A 23,849-nucleotide genomic window follows, 5' to 3' on the forward strand; every position below is an offset into this window, starting at 1 on the left:
ACCTTCGTTATGGTCCGACCACATGACAACGGCCCGCGCGAGGGGTTATGCGCGGGCCGTCGTGCGGGGGCTGCCGGGTCAGGGCCGGTGGGTCAGGTCCAGGGCCGCGCGGACGACGCTCTCGGTGTCGATGCCGTGGTGGCGGTAGACCTCGTCCAGGGCGCCGGACTGGCCGAAGTGGGTCACGCCGAGGGGGGCGACCGGGGTGTTGTGGACCGTGCCGAGGAAGGCCAGCGTGTGCGGGTGGCCGTCGAGGAGGGTGACCAGCGGGGCCGCCCGGTCGGCGGGGAACGCCTGGTCGAGGACCCACTGCGGGGCGTCGTCCAGACCCCGGCGGGCCTGGGTGGCGCGGAAGAGGAGGCCGGGGCTGGTGACGCAGACGACGTCGGCGGCGACGCCGAGCGAGGCGAGGCGGTCGGCGGCGGCCAGCGCCTCGGGGACCATGGCGCCCATCGCGGCGAGGGTCACGTCCGGGGCGCCCCCGGCGCGGCGCAGGCCGTAGGCGCCGGCCACGGCCTGGCGGCGGCGGCGTTCGCGGGCGGCCGGGTCGGCGGGGACGGCGGCCAGCGACTGGTCGACCGGGCGGGTGGAGAGCCGCAGGTAGGCGGAGCCGCCGTCGGGCCGGCCCAGGAGGGAGAGGGCGGCGAGCACGCACCACTCGGTGTCCTGGGCGAAGGCCGGCTCCCAGGTGGTGCAGCCGGGCTGCTCCAGGCCGAGGGAGGGGGTGGTGATCGACTGGTGGGCGCCGCCCTCGGGGGCGAGGGTGACGCCGGAGGGGGTGCCGACCAGGAGCGACTGGCCGCCCGCGTAGATGCCGAACTGCCAGGGTTCCAGGGCGCGGTTGACGAACGGGTCGTACATGATGCCGATGGGGAGCAGGGGCTGGCCCCAGCGGCTCCAGGTGGCGCCGAGTTCGCCGAGGAGGCCGACGAGGTTGGTCTCGGCGATGCCGAGTTCCACGTGCTGGCCGGTGGGGTTCTCGCGCCAGTGCAGGATCGTCTCGGCGTCGTCGGCGAACCAGTTGACGCGCTCGGTCGGGGACCAGACGCCGACCTTGTTGAGCCAGCCGCCGAGGTTGGTGGAGGAGGAGACGTCGGGGCTGACGGTGACGACGCGGGCGGCGGCCTCGGGGGCGCCGCGGCTGAGGTCGAGCAGGGCGCGGCCGAACGCCTGCTGGGTGGTGCCGGTGCCGCCGGGGGTGCGGCCGAAGTCGGTGGGGACCGGCGGCGGGGTGATCCGCTCGACGGGCGGCCGGCGCAGTTCCTCGGCGCGCTCGGCGCAGAGCCGGGCGGCGGCGCTGTCGGCGGGGAGCGGGCGCCAGGGGTCGTCCAGGTCGGCGCCGGTGCGGGTGGCGAGGTCGGCGAGCTGGTCGCGGGTGAGGAGCGAGGAGTGGTTCTGCGGGTGGCCCTCGCTGTGCAGGCCGCGGCCCTTGACGGTGTAGGCGAGGATCACGGTCGGGCGGGTGTCGTCGATCGCCGCGTAGGCGTCGAGGAGGGCACCGAGGTCGTGGCCGCCGAGATTGCGCACCGCGCTGTGCAGCGCGTCGTCGTCGAGGGTGGCGATCAGCCGTTCCAGCGGCTCGCGGGTGGAGCCGGTGCCGGGCAGGCGCTCCCTGAGCTCGGCGGGGGTGCAGCGCAGCAGGCGCTGGTACTCCGGGTTGCCCATGGTGTCCAGGCGGGTGCGCAGGGCCTCGCCGCCCGGGCGGGAGAAGAGTTCGGTCAGCTGCTCGCCGTACTTGAGGGTGAGGACCTGCCAGCCGGCCGCCTCGAACATGCCGGCGAGGCGTTCGGCGGAGAGGGCGGGGACGACGCGGTCCAGGGACTGGCGGTTGAGGTCGACGATCCAGACGACCTCGCCGAGCCCGGCGACCATCGGGTCCTGGACCGCCTCCCAGCAGGCGCCCTCGTCGAGTTCGGCGTCGCCGAGGAGGGCGTACTGGCGTCCGGTGCCGGCGCCGGGGAAGCGGCCCTCGACGTAGCGGCGGGCGAGGGCGCCCCAGATCGGTGCGGTGGCGCCGATGCCGACGGAGCCGGTGGAGTAGTCGACCGGGTCGGGGTCCTTGGTCCGGCTCGGGTAGCTCTGGAGGCCGCCGAAGGAGCGCAGGGTCGTGAGGGCGTCGGCGGGGAGGTCGCCGAGGAGGTGGTTGACGGCGTGCAGGGCCGGGGAGGCGTGCGGCTTGACCGAGACGCGGTCGTCGGCGGTCAGCTCGTGGAACCAGAGCGTCGTCATGATCGACACCATCGAGGCGCAGGAGGCCTGGTGGCCGCCGACCTTGAGTCCCGTGGGGTTCGGGCGGACGCGGTTGGCGTGGTCGATGGTGGCGGCGGAGAGCCAGAGCACGCGCTCTTCGATCTCACCGAGGGCGGTGAGCAGCTCCTGCCGGCCGGTGCGCGGAGACGTCGTCGTGTCCGGGACCATCACAGAACCTCCGGGACGGGTGGCGCGGTCCGGGGTCCGGCGGCGGGCTGGCTGCGGCCGGTCGCCGAAGCTGCGGGCGCCAAGTTGTCGTTGTGGTTCGTCAGTAGACATTCCCCCTTCCGATTGCACAAGATACGACTCTCCGGTTGAGCAATCTGCTCAACCACAGGGTTCGGGGAGGTGAGTCGACTGAGCACGGTGAACCACGGTGGGGCGATCGACGCGACGGACGCGCGCATCCTGCTGGCACTCGACGAGGAACCGCGGGCGACCGCGGTGGCGCTGACGGAGCGGCTGGGCCTGTCGCGCAACACGGTGCAGGCCCGCTGGAGCCGGCTGGAGCGGGACGGCGCGCTCGGCCCGTTCGCCCGCCGGGTGGACCCGGCCGCGCTGGGCTATCCGCTGACGGCGTTCGTGACGATGCGCGTCGACCAGTTGCGGCTGACCGAGGTGGGGGCGGCGCTCGGCGACATCCCCGAGGTGGTGGAGGTGTACGGACTGAGCGGCGACATCGACCTGCTGGCCCGGGTGGTGGCGGCGGACGCGGACGACCTGTACCGGATCGCGGGCCGGCTGCACGCCGTGCCGGGGGTGGAGCGCAGCAGCACCTCCCTCGCCATGAACCAGCTGGTCCCGCACCGGCTGACCCCGCTCCTGGAGCGGGCCGCCGAGGGCGCGGGAAGGCGGCGCGGATGAACCGGCGTACGCGCTTGGCGTGCGGCCTGGCCGCCCTGCCCCTGCTGCTCGCCGGATGCGGGACCTCCGGTTCCGGGAGCGAGCGGCCGGAACCGGAGGCGAGCGCGTCGCCCGCGCGGAAGCCGGAGCCGCCACCGCTCGACGCCGGGCTCGACTACCAGCTCGGCGGGGCGTACCGCCCGGACGACGACGTCCAGGTGGTGGTCCGCGACCACGGGGCGCGGCCGGCCCGGGGGCTGTACAACGTCTGCTACGTCAACGCCTTCCAGGCCCAGCCCGGCGCGCGCGGCTGGCCCGAGGAACTGCTGCTGCGGGACCCCCGCGGGCGCGAGGTGATCGACGAGGACTGGGACGAGGTACTGCTCGACCTCTCCACCGAGGAGCTGCGGCGGGCGGCGGCCGCCCGGGTGGGCCGCTGGATCGACGGCTGCGCGCAGCGGGGCTTCGACGCGGTCGAGCCCGACAACTACGACAGCTTCACCCGCTCGGACGGCCTGCTCGACGCCGCCGACGCCCAGGCGTACCTGGCGCTGCTGGTGGAGCGGGCGCACTCCCGGGGCCTGGCGGTGGCGCAGAAGAACACCGCGGAACTGGCGGGCGACCGGAAGCGGCTGGGGCTGGACTTCGCGGTGGCCGAGGAGTGCGGCCAGTACGAGGAGTGCGGGGTGTACGACCAGGCGTTCGACGGGCGCGTCCTGGTCGTGGAGTACACGGAGAAGGGGCTGGAGCGGGCCTGCGCGGCGGCGGACGGGCGGCTCTCGGTGGTGCTGCGGGACCGGGACGTGCTGCCGGAGGACGAGGAGGGGTACGTGCGGGGGGCCTGCTGAGGCACGGGGGACGGGGAGCGGAACTGGCGACTCCGAGCACCGGTACAGACCAATTTGGTGAATGGACCAGACCAATCGGCTCGGTCGTCGTATCGTCGCGTGCGGCGCGGGCCCGTCGGTTCCGGCCGGGTGGCCGCGCCTGCCCGGAACTCCGCAACTCCCCCACACGCAAGGAGTGATGACCTCGTGTCGCGCAGAGCAACCCCCACCGTGGCCGCCGTCCTGGCCACCGTCACCGGACTGGTGCTGACGCTGCTCACCGGCCCCGCCGCCGCCCACGACCGGCACCGGCCGCACCACCCGCCGAAGCCCGCCTTCCCGGTGAGCGAGCGGCAGTTCGAGCGGATGTTCCCCGAGCGGGACCCGTTCTTCACCTACGAGGGGCTGCGCGAGGCCGCCGACGCCTTCCCCGCCTTCGCGCGGACCGGGAGCCCCGTGGTCCGCCGCCAGGAGGCCGCCGCCTTCCTCGCCAACGTCAGCCACGAGACGGGCGGGCTCTTCTACAAGGTCGCGCAGAACGAGGAGACGTACCCCGTCTTCTGCGACACCACCCAGCCGTACGGCTGCCCGGCCGGCACCGACGCGTACTACGGGCGCGGCGCGATCATGCTGAGCTGGAACTTCAACTACAAGGCCGCCGGGGACCACCTCGGGCTCGACCTGCTGAACAACCCCTGGCTGGTCGAGGAGGACCCGGCGGTCGCCTGGATGACCGCGCTCTGGTACTGGAACACCCAGTCCGGGCCCGGCACCATGACCGGCCACGAGGCGATGACCGGGCGGCACGGCTTCGGCGAGACCATCCGCAGCCTCAACGGCAGCGCCGAGTGCGACGGCGGCAACCCGGCCCAGATGGAGCACCGGGTGGAGCTGTACAAGGAGTTCACCCGCGTCCTGCACACCCCGCGCGGCAGCGGCCTGACCTGCTGAACCGGGCCGTCACCCGGCCGCGACCAGCCGTACCCCGCTGACCAGATGCGGCGTGATGCGCACGGCGCTGTCCATGACCTGGCCGGGCAGCCGGGGCCAGGGCTGGAGCAGCCGGGCGTAACGGGCCAGGTCGGCGGGGTCGGTGACGGGCCGGCAGTAGCCGGTGACGACGACGCTCCAGCCGAGGTGGGTGACGGGGTCGAGGGCGTCGGCCTGGTAGGCGACGACCGCGCCGTGCGGGCGGGCCTGGCCGAGCAGGGCGGAGCTGTCGTGGGTGCGGACCACGATCTCGTCGCCGTCGAGCAGGTGGTTGACCGGCCGGACGGCCGGCAGCGCCCGCTGGGTGAAGACGACCCGGCCGAGCGAGACCTGGCCGAGCAGGGCCAGGGCCTCGGTGCGGGTCAGTTCGACGGTGTGGCGTTCCTGCCGGGTGGGCGGGGTGCGGTGATCGGTGCTGGTCATGGGGTGCCGTCCCTTCGTACGCCGCCGAGTCAAGCCCCGGCGGACGGGCCCGCACCAGGGTCCAAAGGCCCTGGTGCGGGGCGGCCGGTCCCGGTTTCACTGCCTTCGCGTCCCCGCCGCCGCCTTCCGGACCGCCGGACAGCACGGTTCCGGCCCGGCGGCGGGGACGCACCAGGGCGGGGCGCGGCGGCGGCCCCGGAGACGACGGGAGGGCACGCGGTGATCGCGGTCGTGGGGCACACGGATCTGACCGAGGGCGCGCAGGAGGCCGTACGGGAGGCGCTGCGGACGCGGCTCGAGCGGGCGCCGCAGGGCATGGGCGCGCTGGTGCGGGCGGGCCGGGGCCTGCCCCAGGCGTACGGCCGGGCGGCGCGGGAGGCGGGGCGGCCGCTGACCGTGGTGCTGCCCGCCGAGGGGACGGTGCCGGCGCCGCTGCCGGCCGCCGACCGGGCCGCCGCGGGTGAACTCCTGCTCCTCGCCGAGCAGGTACGGCTGCTCCCCTACGACCCGGCCGACCGTGACACGGTGGTCGCCGCCGACGAACGGCTGGTCGGGGCCGCCGGGACGCTCCTCGCCGTCTGGGACGGCTCCCCCACCGACGGTACGGACGCCACCGCCCACCTGGTCGCCTACGCCCGGGCCCGCTCGGTCCCGGTCGAGGTGGTCTGGCCCGCCGGCGCGGCCCGCACCGGCCGGGCTCCCCGGGCGGCGCGGCGGGGGCGGCCGGTCGGCACGCGCTGACCGGAGAGGCGGGACGTAAGGCCCCTCGGGGGCGGGACCTTCGGCCCTGCCCGGGAGGCGGCGCGGCGGTGTGCACTGCCGGTGCACCCGGTCGGGAGCGTCCCGCACGGACGTGCCCATACTGGGTGGTCCCGGGTGGCGGGGCGCGGGTTCCGCCACCGCCCTGCCGACCGAGCGAGCCTTTCGTGTCCGACACTTCCGCACCGTCCACGGCCAGCGAGCCCATCCGCGTCTTCATCCTCGACGACCACGAGGTGGTCCGGCGGGGCGTCCGCGACCTGCTGGAGGCCGAGGAGGGCATCGCCGTCGTCGGCGAGGCGTCCGACGCCCGTCAGGCGCTGGCCCGCGTCCCGGCCACCCGCCCGCAGGTCGCGGTGCTCGACGTGCGGCTCGGCGACGACGCGGGCGGCGACCACGCCGGGATCGAGGTCTGCCGCGAACTGCGGGCCCGGATGCCGGAGCTGGTCTGCCTGATGCTGACCTCCTTCGACGACGACGAAGCCCTCTTCGACGCGATCATGGCCGGTGCCTCGGGGTACGTCCTCAAGCAGATCAACGGCGCCGACCTGGTCTCCGCCGTCCGCACCGTCGCCTCGGGCACCTCGATGCTCGACCCGCGCACCACGGCCCGCGTGATGGCCCGTCTGCGCGGCGGCCCCGCCGACCCTCAGCCCGCCGAGCCGGAGCAGCCCTCGGTCCTCGACCGGCTCTCCCCGCGCGAGCGCGAGATCCTCGAACTCATCGGCGAGGGCCTGACCAACCGCGAGATAGCCGAACGCCTCTACCTGGCCGAGAAGACGGTCAAGAACCGCATCTCGGCGATCCTCTCCAAGCTCGGCGTGGGCCGCCGCATCCAGGCCGCGATGATCGCGGGGCGGCTGCGCGAGCGGTCCTCGTAAGGAGTTCGTGCCGCGCGGCCGCCCGCCCGCGGTGGTTCAGGCTCGCAGCGGTACGCGCCAGCGGACCCGGGTGCCGCCCGACGGGGAGTCGGTGAGGGTGAAGGTGCCGCGGTGGCTCTCGGCGCGGTGGCGCATGTTGGCGAGGCCGCCGGTGTGGCGGGCGGGGCCGGCCGGGTCGATGCCCTTGCCGTCGTCGGTGACGGTGAGGGTCAGGGCGTCGTCGGTGGCGGTGACCGTGACGTCGATCCGGGTGGCGGCCGCGTGCCGGGCGGCGTTGGAGAGTGCCTCCGCGGCGACCGCGAGGAGCTGTTCGGCGAGGTCGTCGGGGACGGTGGTGTCGACCGGCCCGTCGATGCGCAGGGAGGGGCGGAAGCCCAGGGCGTGGGCGGCGGTCTGGGTGGTCTCGGCGAGGCGGCGGCGCAGCCCCGGGTGGCCGGGTTCGTCGGCGGCGCGCAGGTCGAAGATGGTGGAGCGGATGATCCGGATGGTGGTGTCCAGGTCGTCCACGGCGCGGCTGACGCGTTCGGCCGCCGCGGGCCGGTCGGCGATGGCGCGGGTGGTCGACTGGAGGGTCATGCCGGTGGCGAAGAGCCGCTGAATGGCCAGGTCGTGCAGGTCGCGGGCGATGCGGTCGCGGTCGTGGAGGACCACCAGCTCCTCCGACTCGGCGCGCCTGCGGGCCAGTTCGAGGGCGATGGCGGCCTGGTCGGCGAAGCCGGAGACCAGTTCCACGTCGCTGTCGTCGAAGGAGGCGCGGCCCGCGATCCGGCCGAGCCGCAGCGCCCCCTGCCGTCCTGAGCCGACCTGGAGCGGGACGGCGACGACCGGCCCGATGGCCGGGTCCGGGCCGTCCGCCCCGGTGGCGGGTATCGCGTCGAAGGGGTGGGCGCGCGGGTCGGTACGGATGTCCGAGGTGGAGACCGGGCTGCCGGTGACAGCGGCCAGCCCCGCGAGGGACCCCCGCTTCGGCACGGTGAGGCCGAGGATGCGGGAGGCGCCGTACCCCTCGGCCACGTCCACGGTCAGGGAGCCGGCGGCGAGGTGGCCGCCGGGCACCGGCTGTGCGGGGGCGGCCTGCGGGGCGGGGCCGCCGTGGGCGACCGGGCAGACCCCGGCGGGTGCGGCGGGCGGCGCGGGCGCGTCGCCGTCGGCCGCTCCCCCGCTCGCGGGGACGTCGCCCCGTGCCTGGCCGGCCCCGGTCCGGGCCGGCTCCTCGTCGCCCGACGGCAGGAGGACGGCGGCGCTGTCGGCGCCGGCCACCGCCATGGCGCGTTCGGCGATGAGGTGCAGCACCTCGCTGGCGCCGGTGCCGGAGAGCAGGGAGCGGGTGATGTCGCCGAGGGCTTCCAGGCGGCGTTCGCGGCGGCGGCTCTCGTCGTACATCCGGGCGTTGTCGATGGCGACGCCCGCCGCGATGGAGAGGGTGGTGAGGACCGCCTCGTCGTCGGCGTCGAAGTCGCCGCCGCCCTGCTTCTCCGTCAGGTAGAGGTTGCCGAAGATCTTGTCGCGGACGCGGACGGGGACGCCGAGGAAGGTCCGCATCGGCGGGTGGTGGGCGGGGAAGCCGTAGCTGCGCGGGTGCTGGGAGAGGTCGGTGAGGCGCAGGGGCTCGGGATGCTGGATGAGTTCGCCGAGGATGCCCCGGCCGCACGGGAGATTGCCGATCCGGGCGGCGGTCTCCTCGTCCATGCCGACCGGCAGGAACTCGGAGAGGCTGCGGCCGTCGTCGATGATGCCGAGCGCGCCGTAGCGGGCGCCGGTCAGGGTGACGGCGGCGCGGACGATGCCGTGCAGCACCTCGGGGAGTTCCAGCCCCCGGCCGAGCCCCATCACGGCGTCCAGCAGGCTGGTCATCCGGTCGGGGGTGCTGGGCTGCGGCCACCCGGCCACCGTGCTCGGCGCTGCTTCGGTCACTGTCGTTCCACCACTCCTCGCGTCCCGTCCCCGGGGTCCTCACGCCACCGGCGCACGGCCCCCCGGCCCGCAGCAGAGCGTACGGCAGCCCCGGGCGCGCCGGGGCGCCGCCCGGTCGGGCCGGGGTGCGGTCCGGCCGGTGCCGGGGGGCCCGGGCGGCGGGCGCGGGCGGGGCCGGGCGGCCCGGGCGACGGGGGCCGGGCGGCCCTCGGTACGGGGAGCGCCGCCGCAGCAGCATGGTGCGGCCGGGAAGCGCCGGGGGTGACCCCAGGCCGAGCACAGGGCACGCACGCATCCACCGCGCTCTTCCCGGACCAGAGACCGCGGCCGTGCCGTCCGGGGCCCTGCCGAGCGCGGGGCCCGGACGCACGGGGGCGGCGCACGCACTTGCACGGCTGGAGGACAGGGTCCGGTGGACACGGTAGGGACGCGGGAGCGCGGGACGGCGGCGGACGGGGCGTCAGGGCCGGGGGCGCTGCCGGGGCGGCGCGCGGGCGCCGGGCGGATCGTCGTCGACTGGCTGACGACCACCGACCACAAGAAGATCGGCACGCTCTACCTGGTGACGGCCTTCGTCTTCTTCCTGCTCGGCGGGGCGCTCGCCCTGGTGATGCGCGCGGAACTGGCGCGTCCGGGCACGCAGTTGATCTCCAACGAGCAGTTCAACCAGGCGTTCACCATGCACGGCTCGATCATGCTGCTGCTCTTCGCGATGCCGCTCTTCACCGGCTTCGCCAACTGGATCATGCCGCTCCAGATCGGCGCCCCCGATGTGGCGTTCCCCCGGCTCAACATGCTGGCCTACTGGCTCTTCCTCTTCGGCTCGCTGATCGCGGCGGCCGGCTTCCTGACCCCGCAGGGCGCGGCGAGCTTCGGCTGGTTCCTCTACGCGCCGCTCTCCGACGCGGTCCACTCGCCGAGCATCGGCTCCGACATGTGGATCATGGGGGTGGCGCTCTCCGGCTTCGGCTCGATCCTCGGCGCCGTCAACTTCATCACCACCATCATCTGCATGCGCGCCCCCGGCCTGACCATGTTCCGGCTGCCGATCTTCACCTGGAACGTGCTGCTGACCGGCGTACTGATCCTGCTCGTCTTCCCGGTGCTGGCGGCGGCGCTGCTGGCACTGGAGTGCGACCGGAAGTTCGGCTCGCACATCTTCGACGCGGCCAACGGCGGGGCCCTGCTGTGGCAGCACCTCTTCTGGTTCTTCGGCCATCCCGAGGTGTACGTCCTGGCGCTGCCGTTCTTCGGGATCGTCTCGGAGGTCATTCCGGTCTTCTCCCGGAAGCCGCTCTTCGGCTACATGGGGCTGGTCGGGGCCACCATCGCCATCGCGGGCCTGTCGGTGACGGTCTGGGCGCACCACATGTACACCACGGGCGGGGTGCTGCTGCCGTTCTTCTCCTTCATGACCTTCCTGATCGCGGTGCCGACGGGGGTGAAGTTCTTCAACTGGATCGGCACCATGTGGCGCGGCTCGCTGTCGTTCGAGACCCCGATGCTGTGGACCACGGGCTTCCTGATGACCTTCCTCTTCGGCGGCCTGACCGGCGTCATCCTGGCCTCGCCGCCGCTGGACTTCCACACCTCGGACTCGTACTTCGTGGTGGCCCACTTCCACTACACGCTCTTCGGCACCGTGGTGTACGCGATGTTCGCCGGATTCCACTTCTGGTGGCCGAAGTTCACCGGCAAGCTGCTCGACGAACGGCTCGGGAAGATCACCTTCTGGACGCTGACCGCCGGCTTCCACCTGACCTTCCTGGTCCAGCACTGGCTGGGCGCGGAGGGCATGCCACGCCGGTACGCGGACTACCTGGCGGCCGACGGCTTCACCGCCCTCAACACCGTCTCGACCATCGGTTCGTTCCTCCTCGGCCTTTCCTTCCTGCCCTTCCTCTACAACGTCTGGCGCACCGCCCACTACGGCGAGAAGGTCACCGGCGACGACCCGTGGGGATACGGGCGCTCGCTGGAGTGGGCCACCTCCTGTCCGCCGCCGCGCCACAACTTCCTCGCCCTGCCGCGTATCCGCAGCGAGTCCCCCGCCTTCGACCTGCACCACCCGGAGATCGCCGCACGCGAGAAGGCCGACGCCCTCTGAGCCGGACGGCTCCCCTCCCCCACCCCTCCCCCGATCCGCCCCTCTGCGAGGTGACACGCGATGTCCCACGGAGTGCTCGCCCTCGGCGGCGCCGCCCTGTGCCTGTCGGGTTCCGTCTGGTACGTGCCCGCCTGGGCCGACCTGCGGGCCGGACCCGACCGGCCCGCCTCCCGGCGGCTGGCCGCGGCAGCGGTCCTGCTGCTGTGGGGCGGAGCCTCGGCCGCCACCGCCGTACTCGCCTGGGCCGGGCCGCGGGCGGCGCTGGCCTGCGCGGTGGCGGCCGGGCTCGGGGCGGGCGGGACCGCGCTCGCCGCCCGGGCGCGGGCGGGCCGGGAACGCCGGGAGGCGGCGGCCGGGTGGGAGCTGCTGGGCGCCCCGGTCCCGGACCCCGCCCCGGCGCGGGCCCGGCGGACGCTGCTCGGGTGGCTGCTCGCCGGGCTCGGCGCCGCCCTCGCGGCGGGGGTGGCGGCGCGCGGGGCCGGGGTGTGGCCGGCTGTGTCGGCGGCGGGGGCGGTGGTGCTCGCGGCCCTGGTGACCGGCGGGGTGCGGGCGGGGCTGCCGGGGTGGCGGGCGGCGTCCGGACAGGCTCGGGACCAAAGTCCCTACCGGTGCTGAAAACGGTTGTCGTACCCTCTGGGGTATGGCACGCACCGACATACGCCCCGTGATCAAGCTCCGCTCCACGGCGGGGACCGGCTTCACCTACGTGACCACCAAGAGCCGCCGCAACGATCCCGACCGGATCACCCTGCGGAAGTTCGACCCGGTCGCCGGCCGCCACGTGGAGTTCCGCGAGGAGCGCTGACCCACCGCCCCCTCAGGCCCGCCCGCCCCACTGGCGTGCGGGCCTTCGTCACGCCCGGGGGCGCGGACGGGACCCGCGCACGGCGCACGCGCGGGTGAATTTTGCAGAGACTGCATTTTTGCGTAGAGTGCAGCGCGTGATGGAGTCAGGTGCCGCGCTCGGCCTCCGTGAGCGCAAGAAGAGGGCGACCCGTGCCGCCCTCGGCGAGGCGGCGGTCCGCCTCGCGGTCGAACACGGCGCCGAGAACGTCACCGTCGAGATGATCAGCGAAGCCGCCGGGGTCTCCCCGCGGACCTTCTTCAACTACTTCGCCTCGCACGACGACGCCTTCGCGATGATCGACGCCGACCTGGGACCCCGGGTCACCCGCGCCGTTCTCGCGGCCCCCGCCGCACTCTCCCCGCTGGAGGCGCTGCGCACCGCGCTCGCCGCCGAGCTGGCGGACGTCGAGAGCCAGTCGGAGGTGTGGGCCCTCCTCCCGGTCGTGCTGGACCGCTCCCCGCGGCTCTTCGCCCGGGTCATGACGGCCCAGGCCGGCCAGGAACAGGAGCTGGCGCGGGCCATCGCGGTCCGGCTGGGCCGCGAGGTGCCCGAGGCTCCCGTGGACGTGTGCGGCGGGCAGGACACGGGGCTCTACGCCCAGCTGCTCGCGGGCGTCGCCGGCACGGCCGTACGGGTCTCGGTGGGGCACTGGTGCTCTCACCCCGAGACGCCGTTCGCCGAGGTCTTCCACGAGGTCTTCGACCAGCTCGCGGCCGGCCTCACCGCGCCGCTCGCACCGGCCGGGACCGGCCGGTGAGGCCGCCGCGCGCGCCCGCCGGCCGCGCCTGACCCGCCCCGACCTCTTCCCACCGCACTCCCGCCCGCGGCGACGCCGCCGCCGGCCGGAGTCCTACGGCGAGCCGCCCGTCCCCGTCAGGACGGCGGTCCCGCCACCGCCGGACGGCTCGGCCCGTCCGGCGCCCGCCACTGCCCGTAGCACCCGTTGACCCGAGAAGGACACCGTGCAGAGTGCCAGCGAGACGGAGCCCGGCCACGCGCCGGGCCCGATGAACGACAAACAGATACTCCAGGCGATGTCCGGCCTGATGGCGGGCATGTTCGTCGCCATCCTCGCCGGAACGGTCGTCGCCAACGCCCTGCCGAGGATCATCGCCGACCTCGGCGCTTCGCAGTCCTCCTACACCTGGGTGGTCACCGCCGAGCTGCTCGCCATGACGGCCACCGTGCCGCTCTGGGGCAAGCTCTCCGACCTCTACAACCAGAAGATGCTGCTCCAGCTGTCGCTGAGCCTCTTCGTCGTCGGCTCGCTCGTCGCGGGCTTCTCCCACGACGTGGGGCTGCTCATCTTCAGCCGCGTCGTCCAGGGCATCGGCGCGGGCGGTCTGACCGCGCTGGCGCAGGTCGTGATGGCCGCGATCATCCCGCCGCGCCGCCTCGGCAAGTACGCGGGCATCTTCGGTGCCGTCTTCGCCGTCGGCACCGTGGCGGGCCCGCTCATCGGCGGTGTCCTCGTCGACACCTCCTGGCTCGGCTGGCGCTGGTGCTTCTTCATCGGCGTGCCGTTCGCGCTGCTCGGCATCATCCTGCTCCAGCGCACCCTGAAGCTGCCCACGGTCCGCCGCGAGGTGACCATCGACTACCTCGGCGCCTTCCTCATCGTCGCCGGTGTCTGCGCCCTGCTGATCTGGACCTCGCTGGCCGGCAACTCCTTCGACTGGGCCTCCTGGCAGACCGCCGCGCTCACCCTGACCGGTACCGCCCTGCTGGTGGCCGCGGTCTTCGTGGAGGCACGCGCCAAGGACCCGGTCATCCCGCTGTCGATCTTCCGCAACCGCACCGTCACCCTCACCACGGTGGCGAGCCTCTTCGTCGGTGTGGCGATGTTCGCGGGCACCGTCTTCCTCTCGCAGTACTTCCAGATCGCCCTCGGCAAGTCGCCGACGGTGGCCGGCCTGATGAGCCTGCCGATGATCGGCGGTCTGCTGGTCTCCTCCACCGTCGCCGGGCAGCTGATCAGCCGCACCGGCAAGTGGAAGGTGTACCTGGTCGCGGGCGGCATCACCATGACCGCCGGTCTGGCGCTGCTCTCCACCATCGGCGCCGACACCCACTTCGGGCTGCTCAGCCTCTACATGGCGATCCTCGGCATCGGCGTCGGCATGCTGATGCAGAACCTGGTGCTGGCCGCGCAGAACGACGTGCCCGCGCAGGACCTGGGCACCGCCACCTCGGTGCTCTCCTTCTTCCGCAGCCTCGGCGGCACCGTCGGCGTCAGCGTCCTCGGCGCGATCCTCGCCAACCGGGTCGCCAGCGAGATGAGCAAGGGCCTCGGCAACGCCGGCATCGCCCCGGAGGGCGGCGGCGGCCACGCCGTGCCCGACATGACGCAGCTCCCGGAGGCGCTGCGGCCCATCGTGGAGAACGCCTACGGGGTCGCCACCGGTGACCTGTTCCTGATCTCCGCGCCGTTCGCCGTGGTCGCGCTGATCGTCGTCCTCTTCATCAAGGAGAAGCCGCTGAAGACCACCAGCGGCATGGAGCGGCGCCTCGCCGAGGCGGAGGCCGAGGCCGGGGCCGAGTCCGGCGCCGGCGTGGAGCTCGCCAAGGACGGCTCCGGCGACGAGGGCACCGGCGGTGCCCCGGTCGCCGACAAGGAGCCCGCGGGCCGCTGACCGCGCCCCGCGACACGTACGGCACCCGGAGGCGGGGCCGCCCCGAAGAAGGAGGCGGCCCCGCCTTCGGGGGTGAAGGGCGGGGCCGCCGAGGAGGGCCCGGGTCCGGCCGCCTCCTGAGGGGGTGTGGGGCGGCGGGCCGGGCTGCTCGGGTCACTGCTCTGGTGCCCGCTCAGCGGCGACGTATGCGAAAGGGCCGGATTCGTCTCGACGAATCCGGCCCTTTCGGTGTTCCTGCGGGCCCCCGGGGCCGCCTCTCCTACGCCTCGGCGGGCTCCGGCTCGGCGGCGGCCGGGGTCTGGTAGCGCTCGTGCGGGACGACCATCGGGGTGCCGGTGCGCGGGTCGGGGGCGATGTCGCAGGCCAGGCCGAAGACCTTCTGGACCAGCTCGGCCGTCATGACCTCCTCGGGGGCGCCCTGCGCGTACACCTCGCCCCGGTCCATCACGACCAGGTGGGAGGCGAAGCGGGCGGCCTGGTTGAGGTCGTGGAGGACGGCGACGATGGTGCGGCCCTCCCGGTTCAGCTCGGCGCACAGCTCCAGCAGGTCGTACTGGTGGGCGATGTCCAGGAAGGTCGTCGGCTCGTCCAGGAGGAGCAGGTCGGTCTCCTGGGCCAGCACCATGGCGATCCAGGCCCGCTGGCGCTGGCCGCCGGAGAGCTGCCCGGCCTGCTCCTCGGCCAGCTCGGTCAGGCCGGTGCGGTCCAGGGCGAAGGCGATGGCCCGGTCGTCCTCGGGCGACCACTGGCGCAGCAGGGTGTGGTGCGGGTAGCGGCCCCGGCGGACCAGGTCGCGGACGGTGATGCCGTCGGGGGCGACCGGGCTCTGCGGCAGGAGGGCGACGTGCCGGGCCGCCTCCTTGCCCCGGTAGGCGTGCAGGTCGGTGCCGTGCAGGTGGAACGTGCCCTGCTCCGGCTTGAGGATGCGGCCGTACCCCTTGAGCAGGGTGGACTTGCCGCAGCCGTTGGGGCCGATGATCACGGTCAGGCCGCCGTGCGGCAGGTCCAGGGTGACGTCGCGGACGACCGGCTCGCCGCCGTAGGTGAGGGTGACCCCGCGCGCGCCGAGCCCCTTCTCCGGCGGCGCGCCCACGCCGCCCGGGGAGGCCGGGGTGGGGGCCGCGGAGTTCTTCGCCGCTGTCTTCACAGGTTTCCCTTCCGCCATTCGCGGGTGAGCAGATAGCCGAGGTAGAGGCCGCCGATGGCCATGGTGTAGATGCCGACGGGCAGGTTGTCGAACCACGGCACCTGCTGGGCGGCGAGGTCGGCGAGGACCAGCAGCAGGGCGCCGGTGAGCGCGGAGAGGAACAGGTGCGGCCCGGTCCCCCGGGTCAGCCGGCGGGCGATCTGCGGCGCGGTCAGCGAGATGAAGGCGATCGGCCCGGCGACGCTGACCGCTCCGGCCGACAGCACGATGGAGAGCAGCACCGCCCAGGTCTTGGTGGAACGGGGTTCGGCGCCGAGCCCGGCGGCCAGCTCGTCGCCCATCTCGCCCATCTCCAGGCGCCGGGAGACCAGCGCGGTGAGCGGGGCGGCCACCAGCAGGACCAGGCCGATGGTGGCGGCGTGGTCCCAGGAGCGGGCGGCGAGGCTGCCGTTGATGTAGGCGGTCAGCGCCGTGGCGTTGTCCCGCTCGACGGCGTAGACGACGTACTGGGTGAAGGCGGTGGCCAGGGCGGCGACGCCGATGCCCGCGACGACCAGGCGGCCGGGGTTGCGGAAGCCGGTGCCGGTGGAGACGTAGACCACGGCCATGGCGAGGGCGGCGCCGAGCAGGGCCCCGAGCCAGATGGGGCTGCCGGGAAGGAAGAGGGCGAAGAAGGCGGCGCCCGCCCCGGCGCCGGAGGCGAGGCCGATGACGTCGGGGCTGCCGAGCGGGTTGCGGGTGACCGACTGGAAGAGGGCGCCGGAGAGGCCGAGAGCGGCCCCGGCGCCGATGCCGGTGACCAGGCGCGGCCCGCGCAGCCGGTTGAGTACGAAACGGTTCTTGCCCTCCGCGCCCCCGAAGACGGCGCCCGGGAGTTCGTTCAGCGGGACGCCGAGGCGGCCCAGGCTCAGCGTGGCGACGGCGGCCAGGACGGTGAGGACCAGCAGGACGAGCGCGACGACCACGGAGATCCGCCGCACCGGCAGGGCGACCGCGGAGCCGATCCGCAGGTGGCCGCCGGTGCGGGTGGGGGCCGCGGGGGCCGGGGCGGGGCGGTCCTGGAGCTGGGGGGCGGTCATGAGGTCCCCTTCATCCGGCGGACGGCGTAGAGCAGGGCGGGGGCGCCGAGGAAGGCGGTGACGACGCCGACCATGAGTTCCTGGGGGCGCAGCACCAGCCGGCCGACGACGTCGGCGAGGAGGAGCAGGGCCGGGCCGAGCAGCGCGGAGAAGACCAGTTGCAGCCGGAAGTCGACGCCGACGACGGCGCGGACCACGTGCGGGACGGCGAGGCCGACGAAGGCGATCGGGCCGACGGCGGCGGTGGCGGCGGCCGACAGGACGGTGGCGGAGAGCAGTCCCGCGGCGCGGATCACGGCCGGATTGGCGCCGAGCGAGGAGGCCGACTCGTCGCCGAGGGCGAGCGAGTTGAGGCCGGGGGCGAGCGGCAGCGCGACCAGCAGGCCGGCGACGGCGAACGGCAGGACGGCCCAGAAGACCTCCATGTCCCGTCCGGCGAGCGCGCCGACCACCCAGTAGCGGTAGCTGTCGAAGACCTTCGGCAGGCTGAGGGTGACGGCCTGGATGTAGGCGTGCAGGACGGCGGAAAGCACCGCTCCGGCCAGGACGAGGCGGACCAGGCCGCCGCTGCGGGAGCCGGCCGCGCCGATGGCGTAGACCGCGACGCCCGCGAGGATCGCGCCGGGCAGCGCCCACCAGACGGTCTCGGCGCCGGAGGTGGCGCCGAGGAAGGCGGTGGCGGTGACGACGCTGGCGGAGGCTCCGGCGTTGATGCCGAGCATGCCGGGGTCGGCGAGCGGGTTGCGGCTGATGCCCTGCATGAGGGTGCCGGCGACGGCGAGGCAGACGCCGGCGAGGACCCCGAGGGCGGTGCGCGGGTAGCGGCTCTCGATGACGCTGGTGACGTACGGGTCGCCGTGGCCCGCCAGGACGTCGAGGACGTCGCCGAGCGGGGTGGTGCGGCTGCCGAACATGACGCTGGCCGCCACCGCGAGAGCGAGGACGGCGACGCCGGCGAGGAGGGCGGAAACCCGCCGAGCGGTGCCGGCACGCGAGGTGCCGGCACCGCTCGGGCGAGCGACGGTGGTCGTGGCCATGAAGGAGAGCGGTGCCTCAGTCGAGGGTCTTGACGGCGTCGTCGATCATCGGCAGGTACCGCTCGACGACCCACGGCACGGTGAGCGGGTTGATGATCGAGGAGGCAGTGACGAAGGAGGTGTCCTCGCTGGTGACGAGCGAGCCGCGCTTGACGGCCGGCATCGCGGCGTACAGCGGCTGCTTCTCGATCTCGGCGCGGGTCTTCTTGTCGGTGTAGAAGGTGAAGAGCAGGTCGCTGTCCTTCAGCTTCTCGGCGTTCTCCAGGCCGATGATGGCCGAGTCGGTGCCCTCGACCTCCTTGAAGGTCTTCACCACCGGGTCGACGGTCAGGCCGAGGCCGGTCAGCATCTCGACGCGCTGCTCCTCGGGGAGGAAGACGCCGAGCGAGCCGGGGCCGTCGGTGTAGATGTAGGAGAACGTGACGTCCTTGTACTGCGGACGGGTCGCGGCGGCGTCGGCCAGCTGCTTCTTGATGTCCTTGATCAGGCCCTCGCCCTCGTCGCTCTTGCCGAGCGCCTTGGCGATGATCTCGATCTGCTCGTCCCAGTTGGTCGACCAGGGCAGCTCGGGGTAGGCGACGGTCGGCGCGATGTCCTTGAGGATGTCGTACTGCTCCTCGGTCACCCCGGACCAGGGGGCGAGGATGACGTCGGGCTCCAGCTCGGTGATGGTCTCGAAGTCGATGTCCTCACCGCCGGCGAACTGCTTGGGGAGCTTGTCGCCCTTCTCCTTCACCGCCTCGTTGATCCACGGGAGGTAGCCGGACTTGTCGCTGCCCCACTCGTAGCTCTCGATGCCGACCGGGGTGGTGCCGAGCGCGATCGCGGTCTCCGCGGAGCCCTGGCCGAGGGTGACGACCTTCTTCGGCTCCTCGGGTATCTCGGCGGTACCGAGCTTGCTCTTGATGGAGACGGGGAACGCGCCGTCGCTCTTGGCGGAGGCGCTCGGCTTGGCCTCGTCCGAGGAGGAGGAGCAGCCGCCGAGGACGACGACGAGCGCGGTGGCCGCGGCCGAGGCGGCGACCGCCTTGCGGCGCGCCCGGGAGAAGAGCGATGACATGGACGTTTCCTCAGGTCTGAAGAACTACGGAGCCGAGCCCCGCCGTCCGGGCCGGAGCGAGCCCTGGAACCGGGAAACGGGGAGCTGGTCGCAGCGGGGACCGTGCGACGTTAGGCAAGCCTAAGCTTAGGCCCTGGCGGCTTTCAATCACCCTCGGGCCCGACGGGGATCACCTTCCCCACCCGTGACACGCTTTGCCCGGTTACATCCGGAGTGCACCCCTGCGACGGGTCGCGCGACAGGCCATGACGCGCCGTCAGCCTGCCGCACCCCCTTCCACCTGATCGCTAACTTTCCGAAAGCGCCAACGCATCGAAAGCGCTGCGCTTGGTAGGCTGGCGGCATGACCGAGTCATCCGCGCGGGCCGCCGCGGAGGAGAACACCCCGCTCGACCCTTCCGGCGTTCCGGACGCCTTCGACGTCTTCGCCCGCGGCTGCCCCTCGCGCACCACGCTGGAGCACGTCACCGGCCGCTGGGGCGGTCTGACGCTGGGCGCGCTGCACGAGGACACGCTCCGCTTCAACCAGCTGCGCCGCCGGGTGGACGGGGTGAGCGAGAAGATGCTCTCCCAGACCCTGCACGCCCTGGAGCGCGACGGCCTGGTGGTCCGGGACGCCCGGCCCGGCAACCCCCCACATGTCGAGTACCGGCTGACCCCGCTCGGCGCGGAGGTCTCCACCCGCCTGCTCGGCCTGATCACCCTCCTGGAGGACCGCATGCCGGAGGTACTGACGGCGCGGGCGGCGTACGACGGGCGGGGCGGGACATAGCGGCGACGGGCCCCGCGGTGCCACGGCTCCCGGGCGCGCGTTGACCCTCCCCTGACGTCAGGCCCGAGGATCGCTCCGACGAAAGGGAGCGGGGCGATGAGTTGCTCCGTGGGGCAGGTGGCGGCCTTCGCCAAGGTCACGGTGCGCACGCTGCACCATGACGACCGGGCCGGGCCGCTCTCCCCCAGCGAGCGCACCCCGGCCGGGTACCGGCTCTACGGCGACGCGGACCTGGCCCGGCTCCAGCAGATCCTCTTCTACCGCGAGCTGGGCTCCGCTCGACGAGATCGCCGCGATCCTCAGCGGGTCGCAGGCCGACGCGCTGGAGCATCTCCAGGCCGGGCAGAGGCGGTTGGCCGAGGAGATCGCCAGGAACGCCTGAGTGAGCTGGCGGTACGGGCTCTGCGCCGCGCCGGGGTGCGGGGCATCCTCCAGGCGGGGGCAGCCGGGCTCGCGGGCCGAGGGCGACGGCCTGATCACCGTCGGAGCCCTGTCGCACGCCCTGCTCCTCCCCCGGCCGGCGGCGGTGGTCCACCACGCCGGCGCGGGCACGGTGGCGTCCGCCCTGCGCGCCGGAATCCCGTCGGTCCCCGTACCGGTGACGGCGGACCAGCCTTTCTGGGCGGGCCGTCTGACCGCTCTGGGCGCGGCGACCGCGCCGGTCCCCTCCCCCTCGCTCACCGCCGGCCGGCTCGCCACCGCCCTGGGCGAGGCGGTGAGCCGCCCGGAACTCACCAGGGCGGCCGAGGGAGTGGCCCGCCGGATGGCGGTGGAGGACGGAGCGGGGCGGGTCGTGGAGGTGGTACGCCAGGTGGCAGGCGGTTGAACCCGGTCAGTCGCGCGGGTACCCCACCACCGTGTGGGTGACCGCCGTCGACTCCTCCGTCTCGTAGTGGTGGCTGCTCAGGCCGGAGAAGCGGGCCGTGTCGCCCTGGTCCAGGGCGTACCGCTCGTCGTCGACGACGAGGACGACGCGGCCGGAGACCACCGCCACGTACTCCACCGAGTCGGTGCCGTGCGAGGAGACCTGGCTCTGGGCGTGCGGGTGGAAGCGGGAGCGGTAGAACTCCGCGCGGCCCAGCTCGCCCTGGGCGAAGAGGAGGTCGACCGAGGTCTCCCCCGGTTCCTCGGCCAGTTCGGCGGCGCGGACGATCTCCGGGCGCAGCAGCGGGCGGCGCAACAGGTCGGTGCAGGTGGTGGCGAGGACGTCGGCGAGGCGGGTGAGGATCTCCAGCGTCGGGTTGGCCTCGGCCCGCTCGATCTGGGAGAGCAGGCCCTTGCTGATGCCGGTGGCGGCGCCCAGTTCGCGCAGACTCCAGCCCCGGGCGAGGCGGTGGCGGCGGACGTTCTGGGCGAGCGCCTCGCGGGCCGCGCCGGGGCCCGTCCGGGGGCCGGGGACCAGGGTGGGCGTCTGGGTGCCGTGGGCGTCCACGATTCTCCTCGGATCGCTCGGGGTGCGCCCGCGCACTGTACCGGTCGGTGTCACCGGGGTCAGGTGGCCGTCGAGCATCACGGCCGGAGACGAGCGGGCCGCTGGGTCCGACCGTCCGGAGGAAGAGCGCGTCGGGCTTCTTCAGCCGGACGGTGACCTCCGGGTAGCCGGTGACCTTGACCGAGGTGACGCCGGCGTAGAGACAGGCGAGCACGGGTGTTCTTCGGGTCGCGGATCGCCTCGACCGAGGCGACCACGTCGTCCGGGGTGAGCGGGGTGCCGTCGGTGAAGGTGACGCCCCGGCGCAGGGTGAAGACGTACGTCCGCTCGTCCGGCTGGGTCCACTTGGTGGCGAGACCGGGCCGCAGCTCACCGTCCGGGCTGACGGAGAGCAGCCCCTCCTGCACCAGGCAGGCCACGGCGTAGTTGAGCGTCCCCGACTCCCGGCCGACATCGAGACTGCTGAGCGAGGAGGGCAGAGCGAGGGCGACCTTCTCGGGGCTCGCCCCGCCCTGCCCGCCCCCGTCAGCCCGAGCAGGCCGCCAGAATGACCATCTCCGCGCGTCGGCAGCCGCCTTGACGGCGCATCAGCCGCCCGCTCAGCAGCCTCCCGGCTGCGGGATGCCGCTCAGCGGCCCGTCCGACCCCCTGCCCACACCGCGGGGATGCGGCCCGACCACGGGCTTGCCTGTTCCAACTGACCGGCGAGGCGGAAGAGGCGGCTTTCGAGGCCGTATCCGGCGGCGAACTGCATACCGATCGGAAGCCCCGTTTCCGCGTCGGCCGTCAACGGCACGGACATGGCGGGCGTGCCCGCCATGTTGAACGGCATGGTGAACGGCGCGCGGTCGAAAACGGCGCCGATCCAGCCGAGGCCGTCCAGCGTCCGGGCGCTCTCGGTATAGGCGCCCAGGGGCACGGGAAGCTCCGGCACGGTCGGCGTGAGCAGGATGTCGTAGGTGCCGAAGGACCGGGCCAGGCTGCGGGAGACACGGTTTCGTACCGCGAGAGCGGCGACGAACTGGGCGCCGCCGACCCGCTGCCCGTAGTGGTAGCCGGCGAGGGTCGCCGGTTCGAGGGTGGAGGAATCGACGGGCCGGCCGAGGGCGGCAGCCAGCTCGTCGACCGTGGCCGCGAGGTTCGCCGTGAACAGACGGGCGTTGGCCAGGACGTACTCCTCCCAGCCGGCGCCGAGGCCGACCTCGGCCTCCTCCACCTGGTGGCCGAGGGATTCGAGCAGACCCGCGGTACGTGAGAGGGCGTCGGCCACCGGTGCGGTGGTGCGGCGTCCACCCCATGCCTGGGTGAGGACACCGATGCGCAGCCGGCCCGGGTGGCGGGTGACTTCCTCCGCGTACGGCCTGGACGGCTGCCGGGCGAAGTAGGGGTCGCCCGGCTCCGGACCGCTGATCTGGTCGAGCAGGGCCGCACTGTCGCGCACCGTGCGGCTCACGCTGCCGGCCACGGCCAGGCCGCTGAAGAGCTCGTCGAAGTCGGGGCCCAGGGAGACCCGGCCGCGGGTGGGCTTCAACCCGAAGAGGCCGTTGTAGGCGGCGGGGACACGGAGCGAGCCGGCAGCGTCGGTGCCGTGGGCAAGCGGTACGACTCCGGCAGCCACGGCCGCGCCCGCACCTCCGCTGGATCCGCCCGCGCTCCGCTCCGGGTCCCACGGATTACGGGTCGCGCCGTACAGCACGGGTTCCGTCGTGATGCTGTAGGCCATCTCCGATGTCGCGGTACGTCCGAACGTCACCAGTCCGGCGCGACGCACGCGCAGCATCAGGGCCGAGTCGGCGCGTGCGACGTTGCCGGCCGCGAGGCGGCTGCCCAGCTCCATGCGCCGCCCGGCCATCGCGGCTCCGATGTCCTTGATCAGGAAAGGGACCCCGGCCAGTGGCGCACCGGCGGGCCTGGGCCCGTCGTCGGCCGGCCAGGTCTCCACGACGGCGTTGATCTGCGGATTGACCGCCTGCGCGGCCTTGAGCGCGGCTGTTTGCAGTTCGGCGACGGTCACCTCCCCGTCGGCCACCAGCTGCGCGAGCCCGACCGCGTCATGGTGCACGTACTCGGCAACTCTCACTTCTCACTCCTAGCGGAAAGAACAATACCGTTGAGCCCCATGCGATACCGCACGGTATCGCATGGACCGGACTGGTACCGTGGGGGCAATGAGGCAAGAGGTTTCACACCCGGGCGGACGTTACGGAGCAGCCACGGCATCGACCGCCGGCAGGCCGAGCAGGGTGGCGAAACTGCCGCCCCGCGAGCGCATCCTCGACGCGGCGGAAGAGCTCTTCCAGAGCGAGGGAATCCGGCGGGTGAGCGTCCAGGCGATCGCCGAGAAGGCCGCGACCACCAAAATGGCGATCTACCGGCACTTCGAGACCAAGGACGCGCTGGTCGCGGAGTGGATGCGGATCGTCGCCGCCGGCTATCAGGCAGCCTTCGACCGCGTCCAGAGCGAACATCCCGGCCGGCCCAGGGAGCAGATCATGGGCTTGGCCCGCTTCATCGCCGAAGGACTGCCGGTCATCTCGCACCGGGGCTGCCCGTTCATCAACTCCCTCGCCGAACTGCCCGACCGCTCTCATCCCGCGCGGCAGGTGATCGAGGAGCACAAGGCCCACCAGACCCGCAGGCTGGTGGGCATGTGCGCCGAGGCCGGGCTGCCCGACCCCGAGCAGGCCGCGGCCGAGATCACCTTCGTGCTCGAAGGCGCGCAGGTCAGCACGCAGAACGGAAGCATCGATCGGGCGGGGGCCCGCCTGATGAGCATCGTCGAGGGGATCGTGGACCGGCACGGCTCCCCGCTCGACGCACCCCGGCCGGCCGTCGGCTGACATCCTCG

At 73.6% G+C, this 23,849-nt stretch carries 22 protein-coding genes and 2 pseudogenes; 14 read left to right on the forward strand and 10 right to left on the reverse strand.

The window, feature by feature from the left end:
- Positions 1-78: 78 nt before the first annotated feature.
- Positions 79-2,418, reverse strand: coding sequence for a transketolase-like TK C-terminal-containing protein (locus OIM89_RS04660; RefSeq protein ID WP_264491017.1), 2,340 nt, complete (start codon positions 2,416-2,418; stop codon positions 79-81).
- Between the two features lie 198 nt (positions 2,419-2,616).
- Here OIM89_RS04660 and OIM89_RS04665 point away from each other — a divergent pair, with 198 nt between their 5' ends.
- The 3 genes from OIM89_RS04665 (at position 2,617) to OIM89_RS04675 (ending at position 4,871) form a co-directional block, all read left to right on the forward strand.
- Positions 2,617-3,114, forward strand: a complete 498-nt coding sequence (locus tag OIM89_RS04665) for an Lrp/AsnC family transcriptional regulator (RefSeq protein ID WP_030697885.1) — start codon at positions 2,617-2,619, stop codon at positions 3,112-3,114.
- Complete coding sequence (locus tag OIM89_RS04670) at positions 3,111-3,941, forward strand: endo alpha-1,4 polygalactosaminidase (protein WP_047469442.1); 831 nt, start codon at positions 3,111-3,113, stop codon at positions 3,939-3,941. Before OIM89_RS04665 ends, OIM89_RS04670 begins: the two co-directional genes overlap by 4 nt.
- A 210-nt stretch (positions 3,942-4,151) precedes the next feature.
- Positions 4,152-4,871, forward strand: a complete 720-nt coding sequence (locus tag OIM89_RS04675) for a chitinase (protein ID WP_151170361.1) — start codon at positions 4,152-4,154, stop codon at positions 4,869-4,871.
- A 9-nt stretch (positions 4,872-4,880) separates the two neighbouring features.
- On the opposite strand, the gene OIM89_RS04680 is transcribed toward OIM89_RS04675, so the two are convergent.
- The gene (locus OIM89_RS04680) at positions 4,881-5,333 is read right to left on the reverse strand and encodes a pyridoxamine 5'-phosphate oxidase family protein (RefSeq protein WP_030697882.1); all 453 of its coding nucleotides are present in this window, start codon (positions 5,331-5,333) and stop codon (positions 4,881-4,883) included.
- 219 nt (positions 5,334-5,552) lie between these two features.
- On the opposite strand from OIM89_RS04680, the gene OIM89_RS04685 reads away from it, so the two are divergent.
- Together OIM89_RS04685 and OIM89_RS04690 are read left to right on the forward strand one after the other, a co-directional pair.
- Positions 5,553-6,074 carry a hypothetical protein gene (locus OIM89_RS04685; protein WP_030697881.1) on the forward strand — a complete coding sequence of 174 codons (522 nt, stop codon included), beginning with the start codon at positions 5,553-5,555 and terminating at the stop codon, positions 6,072-6,074.
- 185 nt (positions 6,075-6,259) lie between these two features.
- Complete coding sequence (locus OIM89_RS04690; protein ID WP_047469433.1) at positions 6,260-6,973, forward strand: response regulator transcription factor; 714 nt, start codon at positions 6,260-6,262, stop codon at positions 6,971-6,973.
- A gap of 36 nt (positions 6,974-7,009) precedes the next feature.
- Here the strand turns inward: OIM89_RS04690 and OIM89_RS04695 are convergent, their stop codons facing one another.
- Positions 7,010-8,827: a GAF domain-containing protein gene (locus tag OIM89_RS04695; protein ID WP_030697879.1), complete on the reverse strand. Its 1,818-nt coding sequence runs from the start codon at positions 8,825-8,827 to the stop codon at positions 7,010-7,012.
- Positions 8,828-9,299: 472 nt separating this feature from the next.
- On the opposite strand from OIM89_RS04695, the gene ctaD reads away from it, so the two are divergent.
- The 5 genes from ctaD (at position 9,300) to OIM89_RS04720 (ending at position 14,474) form a co-directional block, all read left to right on the forward strand.
- Positions 9,300-10,994, forward strand: a complete 1,695-nt coding sequence (gene ctaD, locus OIM89_RS04700) for a cytochrome c oxidase subunit I (protein WP_010641398.1) — start codon at positions 9,300-9,302, stop codon at positions 10,992-10,994.
- A 60-nt stretch (positions 10,995-11,054) separates the two neighbouring features.
- Positions 11,055-11,609: a hypothetical protein gene (locus OIM89_RS04705; protein ID WP_047469428.1), complete on the forward strand. Its 555-nt coding sequence runs from the start codon at positions 11,055-11,057 to the stop codon at positions 11,607-11,609.
- A gap of 25 nt (positions 11,610-11,634) precedes the next feature.
- Positions 11,635-11,799 (forward strand): 50S ribosomal protein L33, encoded by a 165-nt coding sequence (gene rpmG, locus OIM89_RS04710; protein WP_018894696.1) that lies wholly within the window; start codon positions 11,635-11,637, stop codon positions 11,797-11,799.
- A 139-nt stretch (positions 11,800-11,938) separates the two neighbouring features.
- Positions 11,939-12,598 (forward strand): TetR/AcrR family transcriptional regulator, encoded by a 660-nt coding sequence (locus OIM89_RS04715; protein ID WP_030697877.1) that lies wholly within the window; start codon positions 11,939-11,941, stop codon positions 12,596-12,598.
- 250 nt (positions 12,599-12,848) lie between these two features.
- Complete coding sequence (locus OIM89_RS04720) at positions 12,849-14,474, forward strand: MDR family MFS transporter (RefSeq protein ID WP_051727200.1); 1,626 nt, start codon at positions 12,849-12,851, stop codon at positions 14,472-14,474.
- Between the two features lie 259 nt (positions 14,475-14,733).
- On the opposite strand, the gene OIM89_RS04725 is transcribed toward OIM89_RS04720, so the two are convergent.
- From OIM89_RS04725 to OIM89_RS04740, 4 genes are read right to left on the reverse strand one after another with little or no spacing between them, the layout of a single operon-like run.
- On the reverse strand, positions 14,734-15,621 hold the full coding sequence (locus OIM89_RS04725; protein WP_030697875.1) for an ABC transporter ATP-binding protein: 888 nt from the start codon (positions 15,619-15,621) through the stop codon (positions 14,734-14,736).
- Positions 15,618-16,700: a FecCD family ABC transporter permease gene (locus tag OIM89_RS04730; RefSeq protein ID WP_030697874.1), complete on the reverse strand. Its 1,083-nt coding sequence runs from the start codon at positions 16,698-16,700 to the stop codon at positions 15,618-15,620. The genes OIM89_RS04725 and OIM89_RS04730 overlap by 4 nt, the downstream gene beginning before the upstream one ends.
- A complete protein-coding gene (locus tag OIM89_RS04735; protein WP_030697873.1) occupies positions 16,697-17,737 on the reverse strand; it encodes a FecCD family ABC transporter permease in 1,041 nt (346 codons plus the stop codon). The genes OIM89_RS04730 and OIM89_RS04735 overlap by 4 nt, the downstream gene beginning before the upstream one ends.
- 16 nt (positions 17,738-17,753) lie before the next feature.
- Entirely contained in the window at positions 17,754-18,797 is a 1,044-nt protein-coding gene (locus OIM89_RS04740) for an iron-siderophore ABC transporter substrate-binding protein (protein WP_030697872.1), read from the reverse strand.
- 343 nt (positions 18,798-19,140) lie between these two features.
- On the opposite strand from OIM89_RS04740, the gene OIM89_RS04745 reads away from it, so the two are divergent.
- The 3 genes and pseudogenes from OIM89_RS04745 to OIM89_RS04755 form a co-directional block, all read left to right on the forward strand.
- Positions 19,141-19,569, forward strand: coding sequence for a winged helix-turn-helix transcriptional regulator (locus OIM89_RS04745; protein ID WP_030697871.1), 429 nt, complete (start codon positions 19,141-19,143; stop codon positions 19,567-19,569).
- 96 nt (positions 19,570-19,665) lie between these two features.
- Positions 19,666-19,942 (forward strand): annotated as a pseudogene (locus tag OIM89_RS04750) (MerR family transcriptional regulator); the annotation flags it as partial.
- Positions 19,930-20,395 (forward strand): annotated as a pseudogene (locus tag OIM89_RS04755) (glycosyltransferase); the annotation flags it as partial. The pseudogenes OIM89_RS04750 and OIM89_RS04755, both read left to right, overlap by 13 nt.
- A gap of 6 nt (positions 20,396-20,401) precedes the next feature.
- On the opposite strand, the gene OIM89_RS04760 reads toward OIM89_RS04755, so the two are convergent.
- The 3 genes from OIM89_RS04760 to OIM89_RS04770 form a co-directional block, all read right to left on the reverse strand.
- A complete protein-coding gene (locus tag OIM89_RS04760; protein ID WP_175457249.1) occupies positions 20,402-21,001 on the reverse strand; it encodes a helix-turn-helix domain-containing protein in 600 nt (199 codons plus the stop codon).
- 77 nt (positions 21,002-21,078) lie between these two features.
- Positions 21,079-21,420: an ABC transporter substrate-binding protein gene (locus tag OIM89_RS04765; protein WP_264491018.1), complete on the reverse strand. Its 342-nt coding sequence runs from the start codon at positions 21,418-21,420 to the stop codon at positions 21,079-21,081.
- A gap of 209 nt (positions 21,421-21,629) precedes the next feature.
- On the reverse strand, positions 21,630-23,081 hold the full coding sequence (locus OIM89_RS04770; RefSeq protein ID WP_195730211.1) for an amidase: 1,452 nt from the start codon (positions 23,079-23,081) through the stop codon (positions 21,630-21,632).
- An 88-nt stretch (positions 23,082-23,169) separates the two neighbouring features.
- Between OIM89_RS04770 and OIM89_RS04775 the strand changes: the two genes are divergently transcribed.
- A complete protein-coding gene (locus tag OIM89_RS04775) occupies positions 23,170-23,841 on the forward strand; it encodes a TetR/AcrR family transcriptional regulator (protein ID WP_257203927.1) in 672 nt (223 codons plus the stop codon).
- The last annotated feature ends 8 nt before the right edge of the window (positions 23,842-23,849 follow it).

Source organism: Streptomyces sp. BI87, assembly GCF_025957665.1.
Taxonomy (GTDB): domain Bacteria; phylum Actinomycetota; class Actinomycetes; order Streptomycetales; family Streptomycetaceae; genus Streptomyces; species Streptomyces albidoflavus.